The sequence below is a fragment of the Candidatus Merdisoma sp. HCP28S3_D10 genome, assembly GCF_052065835.1.
Classification (GTDB): domain Bacteria; phylum Bacillota; class Clostridia; order Lachnospirales; family Lachnospiraceae; genus Laedolimicola.
This window is the reverse complement of the sequence record NZ_JBQHTG010000003.1, coordinates 125,324-146,239: the sequence shown is the minus strand read 5'-3', so window position 1 is coordinate 146,239 and position 20,916 is coordinate 125,324. Positions and strand designations below refer to the sequence as shown.

The 20,916-nt window shown below is 52.4% G+C and carries 17 protein-coding genes; 8 read left to right on the top strand and 9 right to left on the bottom strand.

The window, feature by feature from the left end:
- Nucleotides 1-49 precede the first annotated feature (49 nt).
- A complete protein-coding gene (locus tag ACTNCH_RS09025) occupies nucleotides 50-1,603 on the bottom strand; it encodes a DUF3794 and LysM peptidoglycan-binding domain-containing protein (protein ID WP_441018658.1) in 1,554 nt (517 codons plus the stop codon).
- Nucleotides 1,604-1,767: 164 nt separating this feature from the next.
- Between ACTNCH_RS09025 and malQ the strand changes: the two genes are divergently transcribed.
- The 4 genes from malQ to ACTNCH_RS09005 are packed head-to-tail and all read left to right on the top strand — an operon-like array spanning nucleotide 1,768 to nucleotide 6,479.
- A complete protein-coding gene (gene malQ / locus ACTNCH_RS09020) occupies nucleotides 1,768-3,291 on the top strand; it encodes a 4-alpha-glucanotransferase (protein WP_441018656.1) in 1,524 nt (507 codons plus the stop codon).
- A gap of 9 nt (nucleotides 3,292-3,300) precedes the next feature.
- On the top strand, nucleotides 3,301-4,032 hold the full coding sequence (locus ACTNCH_RS09015; RefSeq protein ID WP_441018654.1) for a lysophospholipid acyltransferase family protein: 732 nt from the start codon (nucleotides 3,301-3,303) through the stop codon (nucleotides 4,030-4,032).
- 13 nt (nucleotides 4,033-4,045) lie between these two features.
- Nucleotides 4,046-5,095, top strand: a complete 1,050-nt coding sequence (locus ACTNCH_RS09010) for a D-alanine--D-alanine ligase family protein (protein WP_441018652.1) — start codon at nucleotides 4,046-4,048, stop codon at nucleotides 5,093-5,095.
- 4 nt (nucleotides 5,096-5,099) lie between these two features.
- The gene (locus tag ACTNCH_RS09005) at nucleotides 5,100-6,479 is read left to right on the top strand and encodes a UDP-N-acetylmuramoyl-tripeptide--D-alanyl-D-alanine ligase (RefSeq protein ID WP_441018650.1); all 1,380 of its coding nucleotides are present in this window, start codon (nucleotides 5,100-5,102) and stop codon (nucleotides 6,477-6,479) included.
- A gap of 75 nt (nucleotides 6,480-6,554) precedes the next feature.
- Here the strand turns inward: ACTNCH_RS09005 and ACTNCH_RS09000 are convergent, their stop codons facing one another.
- On the bottom strand, nucleotides 6,555-7,991 hold the full coding sequence (locus ACTNCH_RS09000; protein WP_441018648.1) for a purine-cytosine permease family protein: 1,437 nt from the start codon (nucleotides 7,989-7,991) through the stop codon (nucleotides 6,555-6,557).
- Nucleotides 7,992-8,281: 290 nt separating this feature from the next.
- On the opposite strand from ACTNCH_RS09000, the gene ACTNCH_RS08995 reads away from it, so the two are divergent.
- Both ACTNCH_RS08995 and ACTNCH_RS08990 read left to right on the top strand, forming a co-directional pair.
- The gene (locus ACTNCH_RS08995) at nucleotides 8,282-8,923 is read left to right on the top strand and encodes a GntR family transcriptional regulator (protein WP_441018646.1); all 642 of its coding nucleotides are present in this window, start codon (nucleotides 8,282-8,284) and stop codon (nucleotides 8,921-8,923) included.
- Between the two features lie 28 nt (nucleotides 8,924-8,951).
- Nucleotides 8,952-9,701, top strand: a complete 750-nt coding sequence (locus ACTNCH_RS08990) for a creatininase family protein (protein WP_441018644.1) — start codon at nucleotides 8,952-8,954, stop codon at nucleotides 9,699-9,701.
- Between the two features lie 59 nt (nucleotides 9,702-9,760).
- Here the strand turns inward: ACTNCH_RS08990 and ACTNCH_RS08985 are convergent, their stop codons facing one another.
- From ACTNCH_RS08985 to ACTNCH_RS08970, 4 genes are all read right to left on the bottom strand, one after another.
- Nucleotides 9,761-10,660, bottom strand: coding sequence for a DUF3298 domain-containing protein (locus ACTNCH_RS08985; RefSeq protein WP_441018642.1), 900 nt, complete (start codon nucleotides 10,658-10,660; stop codon nucleotides 9,761-9,763).
- Nucleotides 10,650-11,144, bottom strand: a complete 495-nt coding sequence (locus ACTNCH_RS08980; RefSeq protein WP_441018640.1) for a sigma-70 family RNA polymerase sigma factor — start codon at nucleotides 11,142-11,144, stop codon at nucleotides 10,650-10,652. The genes ACTNCH_RS08985 and ACTNCH_RS08980 overlap by 11 nt, the downstream gene beginning before the upstream one ends.
- 166 nt (nucleotides 11,145-11,310) lie before the next feature.
- A complete protein-coding gene (locus tag ACTNCH_RS08975; RefSeq protein WP_441018638.1) occupies nucleotides 11,311-12,081 on the bottom strand; it encodes a hypothetical protein in 771 nt (256 codons plus the stop codon).
- A 23-nt stretch (nucleotides 12,082-12,104) separates the two neighbouring features.
- Nucleotides 12,105-13,559 carry a hypothetical protein gene (locus ACTNCH_RS08970; RefSeq protein ID WP_441018636.1) on the bottom strand — a complete coding sequence of 485 codons (1,455 nt, stop codon included), beginning with the start codon at nucleotides 13,557-13,559 and terminating at the stop codon, nucleotides 12,105-12,107.
- Nucleotides 13,560-13,647: 88 nt separating this feature from the next.
- Between ACTNCH_RS08970 and ACTNCH_RS08965 the strand changes: the two genes are divergently transcribed.
- Together ACTNCH_RS08965 and ACTNCH_RS08960 are read left to right on the top strand one after the other, a co-directional pair.
- A complete protein-coding gene (locus tag ACTNCH_RS08965; protein WP_441018634.1) occupies nucleotides 13,648-15,000 on the top strand; it encodes an alanine/glycine:cation symporter family protein in 1,353 nt (450 codons plus the stop codon).
- A 322-nt stretch (nucleotides 15,001-15,322) separates the two neighbouring features.
- Nucleotides 15,323-16,216: a LysR family transcriptional regulator gene (locus tag ACTNCH_RS08960; protein ID WP_441018632.1), complete on the top strand. Its 894-nt coding sequence runs from the start codon at nucleotides 15,323-15,325 to the stop codon at nucleotides 16,214-16,216.
- On the opposite strand, the gene ACTNCH_RS08955 is transcribed toward ACTNCH_RS08960, so the two are convergent.
- From ACTNCH_RS08955 to ACTNCH_RS08945, 3 genes are all read right to left on the bottom strand, one after another.
- Complete coding sequence (locus ACTNCH_RS08955) at nucleotides 16,200-17,555, bottom strand: MATE family efflux transporter (protein ID WP_441018630.1); 1,356 nt, start codon at nucleotides 17,553-17,555, stop codon at nucleotides 16,200-16,202. The genes ACTNCH_RS08960 and ACTNCH_RS08955 overlap by 17 nt on opposite strands.
- Before the next feature lie 80 nt (nucleotides 17,556-17,635).
- On the bottom strand, nucleotides 17,636-19,444 hold the full coding sequence (locus tag ACTNCH_RS08950; RefSeq protein ID WP_441018628.1) for a PEP/pyruvate-binding domain-containing protein: 1,809 nt from the start codon (nucleotides 19,442-19,444) through the stop codon (nucleotides 17,636-17,638).
- Between the two features lie 52 nt (nucleotides 19,445-19,496).
- The gene (locus ACTNCH_RS08945; RefSeq protein WP_441018626.1) at nucleotides 19,497-20,753 is read right to left on the bottom strand and encodes a Glu/Leu/Phe/Val family dehydrogenase; all 1,257 of its coding nucleotides are present in this window, start codon (nucleotides 20,751-20,753) and stop codon (nucleotides 19,497-19,499) included.
- Nucleotides 20,754-20,916: the final 163 nt, after the last annotated feature.

Sequence of the window (20,916 nt, the reverse complement as noted above, 5' to 3'; positions counted from 1 at the left end):
GGTAAAATGCAAGAAATCTTTACCCCCGACCCTTTTGTTTTTCCCGTTTTTATCCCAATTCCTTTACCAGGATCAGCTTCCTTCCCGGACGGATTTCCTCCGGCGTACAATCATTCATTTCACAGATATGCGCGCCGGTGCTGCGACAGCCCCTGGCGATATCCCAGAGGGTGTCCCGGGGCTGTACTGTATACAGGGTAAAGGCCGGCAGCGCCTTCAGTTCTTCCGGATTAAGGGGCTTCTCCGTTACCTCCTTCACCGACTCCACGCTTTCCTTTGCCAGTACCAGCAGATTCAGGAGTATCACGGCCTTCACCTCCAGCTCCCCGCCGCCGACCATATCTACCGCCAGCTGATCCAGCATACAGTCCAGATAACGCACATGATTTTCTGTGATTCCCGGCACATCTATCTGATGCTCAAAGGGAATATTTTCCTTTTTGCGCAAAATGGGGTGGCTGTCGTCGGAGGTGATGTACAATATCTCTACCTGTAACGCACCCTCTATCCGCAGGCCCTGCTCACTGACCCGGCAGTCGTCCAGCCGTACCTCGCCGCTGCTGTGGCAGATCTGCAGGATCTGTGTCTCCGGATGGTCGGCCCGGATCCGCCCGGCTGCCCGGCACCGGGAGCTGCTGCAGATCAGAAGACGTTCATAATCCGCCCGTTCCTTTACCGGTATCAGCTCCTTTTTCAGACTATACAGATCGGTAATGACGTCCAGCTCTTCTTCCTCATACATCCGGATATCCAGACCCAGCACCGTATCCACATGAAGCACCCGCAGCTCGCCGTCGTAATCTGGCTTCACCTCCAGCTCTGCCCCGGCCAGGCGAAGACCCAGGCCTGCGGCCACGCCTTCCCGGCTTCCGCTCATATCCAGCCGTGTGCTGAAGGGAAGGCTCTGCTCCAGCCAGCCCATCTTCTGCTCCTTCTCGCACTCATACAATACAAATACCAGCAGCTCCCCCTTGACCAGAAGCTCCTCCTCCCCGGGACGGACTTCCATACTCCGCAGGCTCACATCCTGCCAGATCAGCTTCCCTATATTCGGCTTGTTGGCAGGAAGAATGATTTCATCCCGGACCCGGCAGGTATCCTTTTTCTGTACCGTCAGGACTGCGGCCTTCAGGTGTTCCGTCCGGATCTCTGCCTCGCCCTCCTGTGCCTCTGTGGGCAGTTCCTCCTCTGCCAGCTCCTCTACGGTCACCTCCAGCGTGCCCACTGCCCGGATTCCGATTTTCCGGGAATTGATCAGGACGGCCGAGATATCCTCCAGCGTCCAGGTAAGCTTCAGGCTGTCTCCGTCCCGGGCTGTCTCCACATTCAGGGCTTCCTCAAAGGGAATCTGTCCCCGGACGCTATGTAGTCCGCTCTCCTCCAGATCGTCCATATAAAGCACATCGAAATTCAGTTTTCCCTGCACCAGCGCCCGGCCGTTTTCCGCCCGGATCTCCCCGATTTCCAGCGTTCCCTTTTCCTGCACCAGCATTCCGGCGTCCGGCATGGTTTCCGAAATATTATAATCCTCATCCAGCGTCATCTGGCTGACTGCTTTTCCCTTCTGCCTGGTCATGCGGATGGTTTTTCGGACAAGCTCCATTTCTTGTACCTCCCAGTTTCCTTTCTACCAGTCTATGCGCCCCTCTGCCCAAATACCACCAGTCTATGTTCTTTAATTTGGAAAATAACCCCGTAATCCTTGTTTTTTAACGGCTTTTTTATTATAATAGCGAAAGGTGGATTTCCACCCCAAGGAGGATTATTATGCGTTTAAAAATGACTACCACCGAGGATCCGGTCAACTACCGGTACAGCGGCGTTCTGGCTCACCCCACTTCCTTTCCCTCTCCGTACGGAATCGGTGATTTCGGAAAGGGTGCCTATGATTTTATAGATTTTCTCGCAGAAAGCGGTCAGCACCTGTGGCAGATCCTGCCCATGGTACCCATCACTTCCTTCGGAAATTCCCCCTATCAGGGATATTCCGTATTTGCGGGGGAACCGTTGCTCATTAGCCCGGAGCTGCTTTTGAAGGCCGGACTTCTGGAGCAGGCTGACCTGTCACAGCTTCCTGATTTCAACCCGGACCGGGTAGACTATGACCGGGTACGGGAATATAAATACCCGCTCTATCAGAAGGCCTATGAGCGCTTTGCCCATTCTGAGAACAAGGAGCTTCAGAGGGACTACGATACCTTCTGCCAGGACAACGAGGACTGGCTGGCAGATTACTGCCTGTACATGGCCCTGAGGGACGAACAGGACGGCCTTTCCTGGACCAAATGGCCGGAATCCCTGCGGAATCTGGACCGGCAGAACCGGATCTTCTGGGAGAAAGAGCTAAAGGATCAAATCCACTATCAGGCCTTCCTGCAGTTTATGTTTTATACCCAGTGGCATACTCTGAAGCGCTATGCCAACGATAAGGGAATCGCCATCGTAGGCGATATTCCCATCTTCGTATCCCCCGACGGCGCAGACGTCTGGGCCAACCGCCGTCTGTTCCAGGTGGATACCAAGGGCTATCCCTCTTCCGTAGCCGGAGTTCCCCCCGACTATTTCAGCGCCACCGGCCAGAAATGGGGCAATCCTCTCTATGACTGGAAGGAGCACAAAAAAGAGGGCTACCGTTGGTGGATCCAACGGGTAAAGCACCAGCTCGACCAGGTGGATTACGTCCGTATCGACCATTTCCGGGGCTTCGAGGCCTACTGGGAGGTTCCGGCAGACGCGGAAAACGCCATGACCGGTGAATGGAAGAAAGGACCGGGCGCAGAACTGTTCCTGGCTATTCAGAAGAAGCTGGGCGATGACCTGCCCATTTTTGCGGAGGATCTGGGTCTGGTTACTCCGGAGGTCACAGCGCTCCGGGACCAGTTTGGTTTCCCGGGCATGCGGATTCTCCAGTTCGCCTTTGAGGGCGGCGAGAGCAGCTTTCTGCCCCATCAGTTTGATACCCGCAACTGCATCTGCTACACCGGAACCCACGATAATGACACCACGGTGGGCTGGTACCAGCATACGAGCGACTACGCCCGTGATAAGGTACGCCGTTACATGAACACGGACGCTTCCAGCGTCAGCTGGGACTTTATCCGTATCTGCCTGGGCACCATTGCCCGGTACGCGATTTTCCCGGTACAGGATCTCCTGAAGGCAGGCAGCGACTGCCGCATGAATACGCCGGGAACCGCAGAACATAACTGGGAATGGCGGTTCCGCGAGGGAAGCTTAAATTCCGGCATGGCCGGCGGACTTCGTCAGATGACGGAGCTGTTCGGACGATAGGAGGCCTTTATGATTCGATTAATACTGGTAGCCCTTGTTTTATTCGGCTTTCTGATTCTGGGAATCCCGGTGCTACTCATCGAGTGGATCATCGGAAAATTCAATCAGCGCGCCAAGGATTACAGCTCTCTCCGCCTGGTGCAGGGAGCCTTTAAGCTGATTCTTTTCATGACCGGCGTAAAGCTTACCGTCATCGGCGAAGAGCATGTGCCGAAAGATCGGGCGGTTCTCTATGTGGGCAACCACCGCAGCTATTTTGACGTCGTTATGACCTACGCCCGCTGTCCCCGCCTTACGGGCTATGTGGCCAAGGTGGAGATGCTGCGCTATCCGCTTTTACGGGACTGGATGAAGAACCTGTACTGTCTGTTCCTGGACCGGGGGGATATCAAGGCCGGACTGAAAACGATTCTCAAGGGAATCGAATATATAAAAAACGGAATTTCTATCTGTATTTTTCCGGAGGGTACCCGCAACCATCACGACGAGCTTCTGCCCTTTAAGGAAGGAAGCATGAAGATGGCAGAGAAGACAGGCTGTCCCATCATTCCCATGGCCATCACCAATTCCGCGGAGATCTTTGAAAATCATATCCCGTTTATCCGCCGCTGCCATGTGATTCTGGAGTACGGCGAGCCGATTCTAGTTTCCGAGCTTTCCAAAGAGGAGAAGAAATTTCTGGGCGCTTACACCCAGCAGAAAATTCAGGCAATGCTGGATAAAAACCGGGCACTGCTGTAGATAGGAGGATCTTATGAAAATCGTAGTTTTAGCTGGAGGAACCAGCACCGAGCGTGATGTGTCCCTGATTTCCGGAAGCAATATTTACCGCGCGCTGAAAAAGAGAGGCCATGAGGCTATCCTGGTGGATCTGTACCTGGGCTATGAGGGCGCGCTGCCTGTCAACGAGGATCTTTTTAAGGCCGACGTGGAATGGGATAAGGACGTAACCGCCATCTCTGCCGAGCAGCCGGATCTGTCTCATCTGAAGGAGCTTCGCAAGGACGGCGGCAAGAGCCTCTTCGGCCCCAATGTGCTGACCCTCTGCAATATGGCCGATATCGTATTTCTGGGACTCCACGGAGCCAACGGCGAGGACGGCCGCGTGCAGGCTGCCTTCGATCTGATGGGCATTCCTTACACCGGAACCGGATACTTAAGCAGCGCCCTTGCCATGGACAAGAGCCTGTCCAAGCAGCTGTTCCGGGCCGCCGGTATCCCCACGCCCAAGGGAATCACCGCGAAAAACGGCCAGCAGATTGACCCGGCGTCTGTGCCCTATCCCTGCATGGTGAAGACCACCTGCGGCGGATCCAGCGTAGGCACCTACCGGGTAGAAAAGCCGGAGGATCTTCCGAAGGCCCTTGACGACGCTTATTCCTTCGGAGATGACGTTATCATCGAGCAGTTTGTGTCCGGCCGTGAGTTTTCCGTAGGCGTCGTGGACGGCAAGGCTTACCCGATCATCGAAATCGCGCCTATTCATGGCTTCTATGATTATAAAAATAAATACCAGGCGGGAAGCACCATCGAGACCTGTCCGGCGGATCTGCCCGCGGATCTGACCCGGAGCATGCAGCATTACGCCGAGATGGTCTTCGAAGCCCTGGGAATGCGCTCCTACGCCCGCATGGACTTTATGCTGGATACCGAGACACTGGAAATGTACTGTCTGGAGGCCAACACCCTGCCGGGCATGACGCCCACCAGCCTGCTGCCCCAGGAGGCCGCCGCTCTGGGTATGTCCTTTGAGGATCTGTGCGAGGAGCTTATCCGGGTTTCTCTGAAGCATAACGAGGTATAAGATAATGAAACATATGTCTTTAGCTGAAATCGCAAAAGCCTGCGGCGGCTCCTATGTGGGAGATGACGGCTTAAAATCTGTCGAAGTCACAGGCGTTGTCATTGACAGCCGAAAGGTGGAGCCGGGCTTCCTCTTTGCCGCCGTTAAGGGCGAACGTGTGGACGGCCACAGCTTTATCCCTTCCGTCTTCGCCAAGGGCGCTGCCTGTGTGCTCTGTGAGGACGCGCCGGATCATCCGGCCGGACCTTATATCCAGGTAGCTTCCACACTGGAGGCCTTAAAAGATCTTGCCGCCTATTACCGCAGTACCCTGACCATACCGGTGGTGGGAATCTCCGGCAGCGTGGGCAAGACCAGTACCAAGGAAATGATTGCCTCCATTCTGGGACAGCATTTTCACGTACTGAAAACCGAAGGCAATTTCAACAACGAAATCGGCCTGCCCCTGACCATTTTCCGTATCCGCGAGGAGCACGAGGCGGCTGTCCTGGAGATGGGAATCAGCGACTTCGGAGAAATGACCCGGCTTGCCCGCATGGCAAAGCCCACGGTCTGCGTGCTGACCAATATCGGTCTCTGCCATCTGGAGAATCTGAAAACCCGGGACGGCATTCTGAAGGCCAAAACCGAGATGTTTGAACAGGCCATGCCCGGCGCTCAGATTATTGTAAACGGCGACGACGACAAGCTGATTACCCTGAAGTCCCGGACGCCGAAGCCGACTTTCTTTGGGCTGGATTCTTCTCTGGATCTCTATGCGGAGCATGTGGAAAATCTGGGACTGGGCGGCAGCCGCTGCGACTTCGTGACAAAAGCGGGCCGTTTTACCGCGCTGATTCCGATTCCGGGCCACCACATGGTCTATAACGCGCTGGCAGGTACAGCCGTGGGTCTGGCGCTGGGACTGACGCTCCGCGAGATTCAGGCCGGAATCGAGGCGCTGAAGCCGGTCAGCGGACGCAATCATCTGATTCATACGGAGAAATGGGATATTCTGGACGACTGCTACAACGCCAACCCGGTATCCATGGCAGCTTCCCTGGACGTTCTGACCAACGCCCTGGGACGGAAGGTGGCCATTCTGGGCGATATGGGCGAGCTTGGCGAAAACGAAAAGCTGCTCCATTATAACGTAGGCTGCCATGCGGCAGACGATCAGATCGACGCCATCTTTGCCGTAGGTGAGCTTTCCCGGGAATTGGTAAAGGGCGTACAGGCAAAGGATCCGGAAGGCCGGCTGATCTGCAGACATTTTGCTGCCAAAGCGGAGCTTCTTACGGCCCTGCCGCTGCTTCTTCTGCCTGGGGATTCCATTCTGGTAAAGGCCTCCCATTTTATGGAATTTCCTGAGATTGTAGAATGGCTGGAGCGCCACGGGAACTAAAAAAATACTTCTTACGCCAAAAGCAGGCCGGTCACTGATTGCCCGGCCTGCTTTTTATATTATTCAAATAACCGCTTATTTTAATCCTGCTACCAGTTCCTCATCAACCTTTGCGTCCGGAGTCAGTTTGTAAATAGCGATGTAAATGATAAAGGAAATTACCATTGCCACCAGACCTGCCGGAAGATCCAGAGGAAGCTGGACCTTGTACTGGAATACGAATCCGAGAATTGCTCCAATGATAAAGGAAATTACTCCTGCCCAACGGAAGTTCGGATGCTTGTTTAACAGCTCCATATTGTATTTATCTTTGTTCTTTCTTCCGATGATAAAGTAGTCAGCAAGAATCGGGGCACAGAGAGGTGGGGCCATCGAACCCAGAATATTGATAAAGTTTGCAAAGAACAGCTGATAGAACGCAAAGGTTCCCAGAATCGTTCCCACACTGCCTGCGATAATAACCAATTTTTTACGCGGCACTCTGACACCCAGAGCATTCAGAGATGGGCCTGTATATAGTGCGTTACAGTAAAGCTCGCTGTTATCGGTGGTCCACAGTGCAGTGGTCCATACTACTACGCCCAGAATTGCAACCAGCAGGTTTACGCCCAGCATCCAAAGCACATAGTTAAAATCGCCGATATGTACCGTTCCGATATATCCGACGATATTCAGAATCGGATTGGTCAGAATAAAGCAGGCTGCCGCACAGCCCCATACTGCTTTTACACTCTTATTGAAGCGGAACATATCTACGCCCATAACTGCGCCTGCAATCCAGCTTCCTACTACTGCGGTAATCGCCTGACCCATACCCAGACCATGAAGACTGCTTGCCTCGTCCAGAAAGCCACCTACGCCGCCAGCCTGTACTACAAAAATCACACCTACTACGACCGCAACAATCAGAATCAGCGGTGCAAAAACATCGGATACCTTTTCAATCGCACCCATTCCGCGTACTGCGGTATAAGTAAATACAATGCCCCAAATCAGGCAGGCAATCGTAACCTCCAGCGTAATCGGAGCTACACCCGTAAAGCCGTACTGAGACGGATCAAATACGATAATACCTGTAGGATTGCCGATAAACGCTCCCCAGATGTCTCCAATCATTCCCAAAATACTAGAAAACCATCCAAGGGTCAGCAAAGCCATAACTGCCATGGGAATAACACTTCCCTTATAGCCATAAGAAAAGCGTGATAAAAGCGACAGATTTAAACCTGTCTTCTGAGCTACGATACCAAGGAAACAGGTGATCAGATACAGGGCACCCATGCCCAGAATAACCGCAAGCATAGCCTGTGCAGGCGGCATTCCACCGGTTCCGCCGTAACCGCCCAAAGTTCCACCGATAATCAGACCGGTTACTGCATAACCAAATCCAATCCATACCATGAACTGACTTTTTGTGGAACGACGTGCCGTAACCGGAACCGGTTCCAGCATAAATTCTCCATCATCATATTCCGACTCCTGGGGACCTTTTTTCACTTTGTTTTCATCCATAAACCTCTTTTCCTTTCTGTTTTCTTAGTTTCATTCATCCTGCTCTGTTGTTCGAAAAGAATTTCCTCTCAGACTGCATATATGTATATCAGATGTATATCACAGAAATACATTCCTCGTCAATAGCTTTTAGATAATTCAGCAAAAAATAGCATTTATACCAATAAGTCTGCTTTATTTTCGTAAATATTTCTGTCAATTTCTCATTGATCCTTTTGATTATTGCACTTATAATAAACTTAAATTCATTTATCCCTGTCTGTTCCCACTGTAAGAGGAGACATTACTCTATGGCATTAACCACGCAACCCAAAAATCTTTCTACAACAGAATCTATTCTGGATCAGCTGCGAAACGACATCAACAATTTTGTCTATGACGAGCAGTTTATTACAGAAGCTGCGATATCCACACGCTTCCAGGTGAGCAGAACGCCTGCCAGAGAGGCTCTGAATACGCTCTGTCAGGAAGGGATCCTTGAGAAAATTCCACGAAAGGGTTATCTCATACGCAAGCTCTCTCTTTCTGAGCTTCAACAGCTCTGTCAATACCGTTCCATTCTGGAATGCGGCGCAGTGGAGTACACGATTCGTTTTGCTTCCGATTCTGATTTGGAAAAAATCTCCGAATTAGCCAATCGAACCCTTGATCCGAAAGATCCGGATTTCAATAATCAGTACCATGAGCTGAATCTGACCTTTCATCTTTCCATTGCCAGGCTTACCAGGAATACCTACCTGATATCTGCCCTGGAAAATGTGTTTAACCGATTGCGTCGGGATCTTCTCATAGACGGCCGCTCCAATCTGGAAAATTCTCTGGATATGCACATACAGCTGGCTGCGGCTATGAAACGCAGAGATCTGGAGCAGGCTCACCGGATTACAGCTGATCAGATTGATTTTGTTGAAAAACGACTTTATTTACATTAACTATGTATCCTGAAAGGAGATTTATATTATGATGAACGAATTATGGAAAATGACGGCACATCAGGTGAAAGAAGCTCACTTCACAAAAGCAATCATCTCTATCGGTTCCTGCGAGGCTCACGGACAGCATATCGCAGAGGGCTGCGATACCCTGGTAGCTTATAAGCTTTCCAAACAAATCGCAGACCAGGTAGACGGCATGATGGTGCTTCCGCCTATTACCATTGGCTACAGTGCCCATTACGACAGCTTCCCCTTCTCCCTGACCTTCAGCTATGACACCACCATTGCTGTCCTGTATGATACCATCGAGTCCGTACTGCGCAACGGCATCAACCATATCTTTATTATGAACGGCCACGATGGCAATATCGCCCCCATTGAGATTGCTTCCCGCAAGATCAAAGAGAAATATCCCGACGCGCAGATCGCTGCCCTGACCCAGTGGTGGGTTGCAGCCGGTAATCTGCTCCCGAAGGATACCTTCGAGGTATGGGACGGTCTGGGCCATGCAGGTGAGGGAGAGACCTCTATCGCTTACTACCTGTTCCCGGATTGGTGCGAACCCGAATACGCTACTTGCGTGATCCCAAATCTGCCTTCTGAAGTAGAAATCAAATGGGATTTCTCTGAGCTGACCGATACTGCCCAGACTGGCGATGCCACCAAGGGTACCGCCGAGAAGGGTAAGAAGATGAACGATATAATCGTCGAGCACGTTGTAAAGGCTTTGAAGGAATTAGATGCAACCGGCTGGAAGTACAGACCGGAAAAATAAATCTATTTATCTCAAAAAGGGGAAGCTGCTTTCGCGGCTCCCCTTTTCTCATGTACTTTTTATTTTATAAATCCGTCCTGCACGATATCCTGAATCACTTCCGTCGGAATGGTGAATTCCACGCTGCCCATGCTCATGGGAGCTACTTCTCCTTCGTCAAATACGATAACCAGCCTGCCCTCCTCGTTGATGTAGAAGGTGGTGTCTGCTGTAATAGACTTGAAATCCCATTCCGGGGTGTCGCTGTCCAGCCAGTAAGTGACATTCTCATCGGCAGCCATCTGCTCCTTCATCTGCTTCCGGATATTCTCACTGATGGGATCGATGTAATTGACCCCTTCCTTGAATATGCCGCTTAAGTTTATCAGCTCTCCGGTCTTTTTATCAATATGGTAAATTTTTACTGTTTCTTCGCCGCTGGCCATGATAACCAGCTTATCAAACCGGATAGAGAACAGACGCTCCGAATCGGTAATCACCTGATAGTCCAGATCCACCGCCTGATATCCCTGGCCGTCTGCGGCCTCCACGTCTGCCTGATACTGGGCAATGATCTCGTCGGTGTATTCCTGGATACTCTGGTTGATGGCGTCGGTGCTTTCCTGATTGACGGTACCGTCTTCATTTTTCACCTCTACCTCCGGCACCTTAACGTCGGCGTACATCTGATTGGTGCTGTCCTGATATTCCCGGAAGGTGACAACCTCCGCGATAGCTCCGATCACCGGGATTTTCGCCATGGCGTGGGCGATATTGGCGCCGGAATTGACCATGACTGTGATTGCGATAAGGGCTGCCGCAACGGCTCCTCCCGCGGTTTTTGTGAAAACGATCGTTTTATTTCTCTTTCGTTCCTTCTTCACCGCCCGGATTCCTGCGTTTACGCGGTTTCGAAGCTCTGCGGGAATGGGGATCTCATGATATTCCTGATTCATTTTCCTTAACCTTTCATCCTTCATAGAGCAATTCTCCTTCCGTTAATTCCACTCTGAGCTTTTTCAGGCTTCGATAAAGTATGGTTTTCACCGTATTCGTATTTTCCTGGAGCATCCGGGCGATGTCCTCCAGCTTCTGATCCTCGAAAAACCGCAGCACAATCACTGCCTTTTCCCTGGGCTCCAGAATATTCAGGGCCTCCAGGGTATCGAAATCCTGATAGGTATCTTCCTTTCCGGTCTCTCCTGCTTCCTCCAGTCCGGTTTCATTCTTTCTGCTGCGGATCAGATCCACGGCAGTATTCATGACAATGCGCCAGAGCCATGTCCGGATATAGGCTTCCTGCTGCACTTTGCCCGCGTTTTTGATGGCCTTGTATACACTTTCCTGTACAATGTCCAGGGCGTCTTCTTCGTTTCTTACATAAGAGTAGGCCAGCCGGTACATGGCTTCATAATTGTCCAGAATCTGGTCTTCTACTTTTTGCTGTAAGGATGCTGTTTTCATCTTCTGTCCCGTTCTCCTTTCCTTCCATTCTATCTGTTAGACGGCAGAAACCTTGAAATAGTTTTAAAAAATATCATTTTATTTCTGCTATAAAAATTACCCCGAAGAAAAGCCTGTGTCAACCGGCATTTTCTGTCAGGGTAATTTCAAATTCTCTCTATCGCTTTTAGAAGCTGTGACCTCCGCCGGAGCTTCCGCCAGAATCACCTCCGCCACTGTATCCGCCTCCGCCGGAATCGCTTCCGCCGCCGGATCCGGAGCTTTCAGCTTCCGTAAACGTGTAGGTACGGATACACTGCTTGGACACCTTCAGTTTAAACCGGTTGGTATCAAAGGGAGTCATCCGCACTTTTTCTTTTTTAACGGTCATACTCCGGGCTACTCTCAGATACAGGTAGTTGAGCAGGAAGCCCAGGATAATCGCCAGGAACAGGTTGTTGATCCGCTGCATGGGCCGCCAGATGCTGCTGCCGGTGAGAAGTCTCTGGCACTGCTCAAAGGCTCCGATGGCACAATCGTCGTAGCGTTTGGCGCTGGCCAGCCGATAGATATTATCTGTAATGGAGTTGGCGTCCCGGTTGCGGATAATATGCCGGGTGGGACCGGTGCAGTACAGATAGATCTCCCTGTGATACATATCAATGGTGAACATGACCACAGGAGCCTTTTTGGAGCTGCCGTAGTATCCCGCGCAGACCTTTTCACAGACCGCTGCCGTAGTGGAAGCCTCCTTTTCCTCTGTGGTATAGAAGATGACGTTGGCGTACTCGGAGATGGGCTCCATACTGGCCAGAACCGCTTCTTTTTCATCGTCGCCCACCAGTTCTGCCTGATCCTCGTAAATGATATCGCACGGTTCCGCCGCCAAAACAGTTTTATTTCCAATGAGCAGAATGCCAAGCCCAATGCCCAATACCACCGCGCAGGCAATCCCCATTTTCCAAAGAAGGCTCTTTTTCTCTACTCACGGTTATGCCCTCCTTTATAAAGCTCAAACTGCGGCATGGGCCGGGAACAGCTTAAGTTGTAATCCCGGATAATTTCCAGAAGCATCAGAATGTCCACGCCGAAGGCCGCCAGGATCACTGCATAATACCACAGATCCTCCACCGGGTTTACATAAGCTGTTACGCCCAGCAGCAGCGTCGCCAACAGGCAAAGCCAGTCTACCGGCAGAGTCCGGGTCCGGTTTTTCCAGAGCTTCGTCCGCTTCGGCGTATCCTTCAGAATGAGCACCAGCTGGAACACTGCGGATACCAGCGCCAGGAACACCTTCAGGGACTTGCTGCTCTCCATGTAGGCCGTATCACAGAAGGCCACTAAGATAAAGGTAATCAGGAAAATGCCGATGGGCGTACCAATGACAGAGGCCACTATAATCAGCGGAATCTTCCATTTTTCATTGCTCAGGCGTTTCTTCCGGCGCTTCTTCTTTACCCGGTATTCCCGGGCAACCTCTCTCTGATAAAGCCTCTTAATATTGGAATGCCACAGCACCAGGTTAAACAGGGCTGTGATTCCCAGCATGGTCTTTGCCGTAAACATCAGATCCTGAAACAGGCTGAATATCACAAATAACACAGCCGCCAGAATCAGGGATGTGATTGTAAATTTTTTACTGTCCACGGGAACGTCACAGCTGATATTCGCATTTCGCCCGTCGATGGCCGCATAGGCTACACGCCCTCTGTTCCGATAGGACATGAACCAGACCGGTTTCAGCACGTCGCCCGCATAACGGGTATGCAGAACCGGTTCCCGTTTGGCCCGGGTGACATCCATACCGGCCAGGTTAGCATTTAACTGATCCTCCAGCTTCTGTCCGGCCACAGTCTCGGCATACGGCTCATAGACCTCCGGCGGTACGTCGGCAGTGTCCGCATAGAAACCGCAGAGAAAGCCCGGCGCGAAAACCCGGCCGCTTCCCCGGTCAATCCCGTCCTGAATCCACTCGCTCTGCTCGTCCGGAAAAGAGGAAGAAGCCGCATGGGTGATATCCGTCACCTTTCCGGAGGCCTCGATATTCATATCCCATTCCTTTACCGTATAGTGCCGTCTTCCTTTTTTCTTGCCGTTATAAGTGGTAGTCTTTCCCTTCATCTGGTACGTGCCCTCCGCCTCCGCTTCATAGGAATGAGAGGGGACGTAGATTCCGCGGAATTCATGCTCCGCCTCCGGATTCTTATACTCCTCCGGCACATAGGCGCACTGATTCACAAAATCCCGGAACCGCTTCCTGCAGTCTGACTTGTCCACGGTAAATGGAAAAATCCGGAAAGGCACTTTGATCTGCTCCGTCCGCTGCTGCAGCACCGCAGACGCGCCGCAGTAGCTGCAAAAGCCCGCAATGGTATGGTCATTGGTGTAAATCTCGCCGCCGCACTGGGGGCAGCGGAAGGCCTGGATCTCGTACAAATATTATCTTCATTTTACCAATTTTTGACGCTTCTGTATAGTTAAAGTTTGACATAAACTGTACAAAGAGCCTCCTTTGGAACATCTTATGTCAACTCTCACTGCTGTCCTGAAAGCCCTGAACCAGCTGCTCTGGGGCTTCCCCATGCTTCTCCTGCTCTCCGGCACCCATCTCTTTCTGACCTGGAAGACAGACCTGATCCAGCGAAGGCTGCCTCTGGCCATCCGTCTCTCCCTGACGCCGGAGACAGAGCCTGATACCGGCGGCAATGGCCTCACTCCCTTCGCCGCCCTTTCCACAGCCCTGGCCTCCTCTCTGGGTACCGGCAATATCATCGGCGTAGGGACTGCCATTGCCCTGGGAGGCCCCGGCGCTGTCTTCTGGTGCTGGATTACCGGCTTCTTCGGGATCGCCACCACCTACGCCGAGGCGCTGCTCTCTCTCCATTACCGTGTCCTCGGGCCGGAGGGAAGCCCTGTCGGCGGGCCCATGTATGTACTGGAATATGTTCTGCGCCGGAAGCGATCCGCCCTCCTGTTCGCCCTCTGCGGTGTTCTGGCCTCCTTTGGGATCGGCTGTGCCGTACAGGTTCACGCCATCTCCGACGTACTTCCGCTTCCGCCCCTGTATACCGGACTTCTCACAGGCTTTTTCACCTGGATCGTTCTTTTTGGCGGCGTCAGAAGTGTGGCCCGGGTCTGCCAATGGCTGGTTCCCTTTATGACCTTCTTCTATCTGACCGGCTGCCTGTGTCTTCTCCTGCAAAATCACCGTTTCCTGCTGCCAGCCTGCCGCCTGATTCTGAAATGCGCCTTCGCGCCCCGGGCTGTCTCCGGCGGCATAGTGGGATCCGGAATGCTGCTGGCTGCCCGTTACGGCGTCGCCCGGGGTCTCTTCACCAATGAAGCCGGCATGGGAAGCGCGCCTCTGGCCGCTGCCGCCTCCCGCTGTTCTTCTCCTGTCCGTCAGGCTCTGGTAGCCTCTACCGCCACCTTCTGGGATACGGTGGTGGTCTGTCTTATCACCGGCCTGGTCATCGTAAGCCATCTGCTGGCAAAGGAGCCTGAGCTATTGACAACAGACGCCGTCCTCTCCGGCGCTGATTTTACCTGGCGAGCTTTTTCCTCACTTTCCCGGTTCGGCCGGCCCATGCTCCTTGTCTCCATCGTCACCTTTGCTTACGCCACCATTCTTGGCTGGTCCTTTTACGGAGAACGGTGTCTGGAATATCTTTTTGGAACGAAGGCCTTTTTCCCGTACCGGCTCTGCTGGATTTTCACTCTGGTGTTCGCGCCGGTTCTGAAGCTTTCCCTGATCTTCCAGATCTCGGATCTGCTGAACGCGCTGATGGCCTTGCCCAACCTTCTCTCCCTTCTGCTGCTGGCAGACGTAATCCGCTCAGAAACCCGCCGGTACTTTGCGAAGGAATCAGACCCATGAGACAAATCAAAAGGGACTGCCGCTTCTTATTCGTGTATCCATAACACTTCAGAAGGACAGTCCCTTTCGGTTCTGATTCGATTTCTTCGTTTCCATGTTTCATTTTCCCGGCTCTTTTATAATACCGGCGCCTCCGAAAAACTCTCATAATACTCCTTAAAGAACTCGTTGATTCTTTCTAAAATCTTCTTCATAAGTCATGCTCCTTTCTGACTCTGGTTTCTGTTTCTTGTTGTCTTTACTGTAGCACCTTGCAATCAGTCTGTGAAATACATATAATAAAAGCATATTCATACTTGAAAAGTATTACAGGGAGGCACTTATGGAACTCAGACATATCCGGTATTTTAAGGCAGTCGCAGACGAAAAGAATTTTACCCGGGCAGCAGAAAAGCTGAATATTGCCCAGCCGCCCCTGAGCCGTCAGATCCAGGATCTGGAAAAGGAGCTGGACACCAAGCTGTTTCTCCGCAGCCCCCACAGTATCTCCCTGACCGAGGAGGGGGAGCTGTTTCTCCAGTATGCCAATCAGATCCTCGACCTGGTCAATAAATCCGCGGAGGAGGTCCGGGAAGTCAAGGAGGGACTCCAGGGTATGCTCTACATCGCTTCGGTCGAGGGCTGCTGTCCCCATCTGTTTTCCCAGTGGATCGCCTCCTTCCAGCAGAGATATCCCCATGTCCAGTACAATCTCTGGAACGGCAATTCCGACGACGTCTATGCCCGCGTGGCCAAGGGTCTCTCCGAGGTAGCCATGATCACTGCGCCCTATAACAAAGAGGGTTTCGAAGTGCTGCCCGTCTGCCGGGAGCCCTGGGTTGCCATCTTCCCCCAGGATCACCCCCTCGCCTCTCTGCCCGGGGACAGCGTGACGCCGGAGCAGCTTCTTCCCTATGATCTGCTGATTCCCTCCCGGGAATCCCGTAAGCATGAGATTGACCAGTGGTTTCTGGAGACAGGCCGCACCCCCATTATCCGGGGCCGTATCGCCCATATGGTGAACGCCTACGAGCTCAGTCTCCATGGCGTCGGTATCTCCATTTACCCGGCCTCCATCTCCTCCCTGCTCCACGGTTCGGAACTCTGCGTAAAAAAAATCAGCCACCCGGACGCCTATGCTTCTTATGCTCTCATCTGGAGCAAGAACCATCAGCTGTCCCATGTGGCTGAGGAATTTATTATGCATGTGGAAAATCAGCTTACGCCGCTGACTTAGCGTCAATCTGCTTCGTAACCTTCTTCATGCAATACAGACAGGTAGGGAAAATATACAGGCAGGCAGATATCCAGGCCGCCTGATCCGCAAAGCAGATAGCCGTATAGCCAAAGGCCCCCACGAAGCCAAGGCTGACCACCGTCCGGGCAATCATTTCGGTCACGCCGGAGAAAAAGGCGCGTCCGGAGAAGCCCAACCCCTGTGCCACCATTCGGGATACATTCAGAATCCCGAGGCTCCAGTAGAAATAACCCATACATCGGAGATACTTGGCGGAAGCATCCAACACCTCCACGTTATCTCTGCTTAAGAACATCATGGACAAAGTCCGGCCGAACAGAATCAGTACCAGGCCCGCAAGAAGTCCGTACCCCACGGACACCGCCATGCCCTGAGACATACCCTGGCGAATCCGCTTTGCCTGACCTGCGCCCAGGTTCTGACTGCAGAATACGGAAGTGGCCGTGGCCAGCGCGTCAAAGGGACACAGGGCAAACTGCTTGATTTTCACAGCCGCCGTAAAGGCAGATACGTAGATACTTCCCAGACTGTTGTTGGCCGACTGCATGACCATACTGCCGATGGCTGTAATCGAAAACTGAAGGCCTGTAGGCAGTCCCATCACCAGAAGCTCCTTCATGGCTTCTCCGTCCACCTCCCGGTTTTCCCGGGACAGCCGCATCAGCTCCACCCGGCGAATGATAAACACCAGGCACAGCAGACCGCTGATGGCCTGGGCTGTCACCGTCGCAATGGCTGCTCCGGCGCATCCCCATTTCAGGACTACGATACAGAACAAATCCAGAAAAATATTTAAAATGGCGGAAAATGCCAGGAACAGAAACGGCGTCCGGCTGTCTCCCACCGCCCGCAAAATAGCAGACAGATAGTTATACAGAAGCGTAAAGGGAAGCCCGATAAAAATTACCATCAGATACGCATAGGCATTTTCAAAAATATCCGACGGCACGGATAAAATACGCAAAATCCAGCCGCAGATCAGGGTGCAGGCCGCGGTTATCACCACGGCGATTCCCGCTGTCAGAACCGCGCCGTTAAAGATGTAGCGGCGCATAGTATCCTGCTTCTCCGCGCCGAAATACTTCGCAATCGGAATGCCGAAGCCCGTACAGCTTCCCATACAGAAGCCCAGCACCAGGAACTGTACGCTGCTGCTGGCTCCGACCGCCGCCAGCGCCTTCGCGCCCAGAGTCTGGCCTACGATGGCCGCGTCAATGATATTATAGGTCTGCTGCAGGAGATTGCCCACCAGAAGGGGCAGGGCAAACTGTAGGATCGATTTTAAGGGATTATCTTTCACCATAGAAACTGTTGACATCTTTTTACCTCATAGAATAAAAAACGAAGAAATAGTACTTTACTGGTTTACTACTTCTCCGCTTTTCTGTCAACATTTTTTTATTTTTTCTCCGGCTCTATCCGGCAGACGGCCCGGCCTTCCCTGGCGTCCAGAAGAAGCCTCGCCCGGTTCTCCGACACATCGAATACCCGGATCATTCCTTCGAATTCCGCCTTATCCGGCCAAAGCTTCGGAAATACGTCCCGGAAGGTATTCAGATATTCCGGCCGATAGATTTTCGTCTTGCTGTTTTCATTGATGGCGCCATAGTAGATATCGGCCTCCACCAGCTCCTGGAACATATGGCTGCCGTAAGACAGGGACGGATTGTATCCGGCCTTGCTGTAGGCCACCTCGCAGATGGCGGAAAAGCAGCTGACGTCCGCGTATTTCACCGGAACGCCCAGCTCCGGCGAAGAGGTGCCGCACCGTCCCGGCGTCAGCAGAAGCAGCTGTTTACTCTGCTTGCTGAAATACTGGTTGATAAGGCCGATTACATTGGCCACCTCCGGCTTTCTGGCGTAGGGACAGTCATAGTATTTCTGGGGATCTACCCAGACAATGAAATCCAGCCTTTCTTCCTTGGAACGCCACATGGAGGTTCTTCTCACATCGAATAAAACCTCTTCCTCCCGGCCCTCTGGCATCACGAATTTCTGCTCCGCCACCTGCCGTAAGGGACGGCACTGGAACAGGTTCAGATGAATTCTTCCGTCCTCGCCCGGCTCCATGGCAAATTCGATATCCACGGGACGACCATATTCCCCCTCCAGCATCTTCAAAATCCGCTGCATCATCTGTATAAAGCCATCGTCATAGGCGATTCCCTGACAGTCCGCAAAAAGCACCGGACGGTACCGGCCCATCTCCTGCAGCCGTTGCTCCGCGTCGGTGTCATGACTTAAAATCAGCTTTTTTCCACGCTCCGGCAAAAGGGGCAGCAGCTCCTCCAGCCAGATGGTTTTGTGCGCCGCCGTCTTCAGATCCAGCACATCCACCTGCCGCTGGGAATATTTATGGCGCTCGCCTGCAGACGAATAGAGATTTCCACGGGCACGATCCAGCGCAATCAGTCTGGGATAGTCTCCGGGGGTACGTTCTACCGCTCTGGTTCCCAGGCCTGCCACGATTCGCAGCATACCGGCCTCGGGATTCATCTCTTCCATCCATTTATAGGGATTGTAGGAACAGCCCATACCGGCCGCCAGAGGGAGGTAGTAACTGCCCATGGGCATACCCTCCACCCTCTGTACCAGTAAGGCCATCCGTTCATCCGTATGGGTCAGGCCGCGGGTTCTGCGGTATTCCACCGCAGATTCGTTCCAGACACTTTTGTATACACGGAACACCGCCGCCTTTAATTCTTCTATCCGTTCGGTTTCGTCTCCCTGGTTGGTGCAGAATACAGATTCATATTTTCCGGTAAAGGCATGGTCGAAGCCATCCTCCAGGGTACTGCTGGAACGAACCACGTAAGGATCCTGTCCCAGGTGCTTCAGCAGTTCCCGGAATTCTCCTTTTGTCCGCTCTGAGAAGGTTTCCTCCCAGAGATATTCCGCAAACACGTCGGAGCCGATAAACCAGGAATGGTGTGGGAGCAGCAATGACTCATATTCGGGAAGCTTTTCTTCTATCAGCTTTCTGGCAAGCAGTACGCCGCAGGCCTTTCCTCCGATGACTCCGTCGCCGACCTTATAGCGCAGGACCGTCCGGTAATCCTCTTCGGTAAACCATTTCACAATCAGCTTTTCCATCCGCGGCTCACGGATCATCAGCTCATTACAAAGCAGCCTTTTCTCCTGAAATTCCAGCGTCTGTCCGCTTTCCAGCTTTTCCCTTACTCTTTTTATTTCCTTCACTCTGCTCATTCCACTCACTCCGTTCGCAGTATACTCTACGCGGGAGAGTAACCGCGGTAATTTACGGCCAGATTGCTCTTGCTTTCTTAGCCTTTACTACACGGTCCACCGCGATCAGGTATGCGCCTGTACGCATAGGAACCTTCTTTTCCTGTGCAATATTGTATACAGCATCGAAGGAGTTGTTCATAATTCGTTCCAGCTTTGCGTTGACCTCTTCCTCGGTCCAGCTTACAGACTGGATATTCTGTACCCACTCAAAATAAGATACGACTACGCCGCCGGCATTGGACAGAATGTCCGGTACGACAGTGATACCCTTGCTGTTCAGAATCGGGTCTGCATCTGCGGCAGTCGGTCCGTTGGCAGCCTCTACGATAAGCTTTGCCTGGATCCGGTCTGCGTTGGAGCCGTTGATCTGGTTCTCCAGTGCTGCCGGTACCAGAACCGTTACCGGAAGCTCCAGAAGCTCTTCGTTGGAAATACGGCTCATGCCGGCTTCCTCATAGCCTGACAACAGGTTCTTGCGATCCTTACCCAGGTATGCCAGAATTGCCGGAATGTCCAGTCCGTCTTCCTTATAGATACCGCCGGAGACGTCGCTGACAGCCACAACCTTCATGCCTTCCTGGTGCAGCAGCTTAGCGGTGATGCTTCCTACGTTACCCATACCCTGTACAGCCACGTCGGTGCCCTTCATCTCCAGACCCATTTTCTTCATCATATTTCTTGTGGTGAACATAACGCCGCGTCCGGTCGCTTCATTTCGTCCCAAAGCTCCGCCCAGCTCGATGGGCTTGCCTGTTACTACGCCGTGTACGCAGTGTCCCTTCAGCATACTGTAAGTGTCCATCATCCAACCCATTACGGTTGCGTTACTTCCTACGTCCGGTGCCGGGATATCCTGTTCCGGTCCGATCAGCGGCATGATAGCTGCGGTAAATCTTCTGGTAACCGCGCGGAGCTCCCGCTCGGAAAGCTGACGGGGATCGCAGACAACGCCGCCCTTGCCGCCGCCAAACGGAATATTAACAACTGCGCACTTAAAGGTCATCCATGCTGCCAGAGCCTTTACCTCGTCGTTGTTTACTGCCGGATGGAAACGGATACCGCCCTTGGCCGGTCCTCTGGAGGTGGAATGCTGGATACGGTAGCCCTCAAATACGCGGGTGCTTCCGTCGTCCATAACCACCGGAACCGATACCTTCAGCTCGCGCTCCGGATACTTCAGCGGTTCGATATCGCTCTCACTGTAGCCCAAAATCTGTGCCGCCTCGTCCATAACCTTCAATACATTATCATAGGGATTGTATGCCATATTGGTTTCTCCTTTCTATTTTACCCCAAAATTTTTCCGTTGCAAATATAAATTTCCTTCTCCTTGTATTTATTATAAAATTGCGGTATGATATTATCAAATATCTATATTTATATGTACGTTATAGTTATTTATCTATATATTTAGATGCTTATACGCTAAA

Excerpts from the sequence above, each read along its gene's own strand:
- ACTNCH_RS08945 (WP_441018626.1), bottom strand. The coding sequence starts at position 20,753 with ATGGCATACAATCCCTATGATAATGTATTGAAGGTTATGGACGAGGCG.
- ACTNCH_RS09005 (WP_441018650.1), top strand. The coding sequence starts at position 5,100 with ATGAAACATATGTCTTTAGCTGAAATCGCAAAAGCCTGCGGCGGCTCC.
- ACTNCH_RS08955 (WP_441018630.1), bottom strand. The coding sequence starts at position 17,555 with ATGTCAACAGTTTCTATGGTGAAAGATAATCCCTTAAAATCGATCCTA.
- ACTNCH_RS08965 (WP_441018634.1), top strand. The coding sequence starts at position 13,648 with ATGTCAACTCTCACTGCTGTCCTGAAAGCCCTGAACCAGCTGCTCTGG.
- ACTNCH_RS08975 (WP_441018638.1), bottom strand. The coding sequence starts at position 12,081 with ATGGGGATTGCCTGCGCGGTGGTATTGGGCATTGGGCTTGGCATTCTG.
- ACTNCH_RS08980 (WP_441018640.1), bottom strand. The coding sequence starts at position 11,144 with ATGAAAACAGCATCCTTACAGCAAAAAGTAGAAGACCAGATTCTGGAC.
- ACTNCH_RS08960 (WP_441018632.1), top strand. The coding sequence starts at position 15,323 with ATGGAACTCAGACATATCCGGTATTTTAAGGCAGTCGCAGACGAAAAG.
- ACTNCH_RS08950 (WP_441018628.1), bottom strand. The coding sequence starts at position 19,444 with ATGAGCAGAGTGAAGGAAATAAAAAGAGTAAGGGAAAAGCTGGAAAGC.
- ACTNCH_RS08990 (WP_441018644.1), top strand. The coding sequence starts at position 8,952 with ATGATGAACGAATTATGGAAAATGACGGCACATCAGGTGAAAGAAGCT.
- ACTNCH_RS09025 (WP_441018658.1), bottom strand. The coding sequence starts at position 1,603 with ATGGAGCTTGTCCGAAAAACCATCCGCATGACCAGGCAGAAGGGAAAA.
- ACTNCH_RS08985 (WP_441018642.1), bottom strand. The coding sequence starts at position 10,660 with ATGAAGGATGAAAGGTTAAGGAAAATGAATCAGGAATATCATGAGATC.
- ACTNCH_RS09015 (WP_441018654.1), top strand. The coding sequence starts at position 3,301 with ATGATTCGATTAATACTGGTAGCCCTTGTTTTATTCGGCTTTCTGATT.
- ACTNCH_RS09010 (WP_441018652.1), top strand. The coding sequence starts at position 4,046 with ATGAAAATCGTAGTTTTAGCTGGAGGAACCAGCACCGAGCGTGATGTG.
- malQ (WP_441018656.1), top strand. The coding sequence starts at position 1,768 with ATGCGTTTAAAAATGACTACCACCGAGGATCCGGTCAACTACCGGTAC.
- ACTNCH_RS08995 (WP_441018646.1), top strand. The coding sequence starts at position 8,282 with ATGGCATTAACCACGCAACCCAAAAATCTTTCTACAACAGAATCTATT.
- ACTNCH_RS09000 (WP_441018648.1), bottom strand. The coding sequence starts at position 7,991 with ATGGATGAAAACAAAGTGAAAAAAGGTCCCCAGGAGTCGGAATATGAT.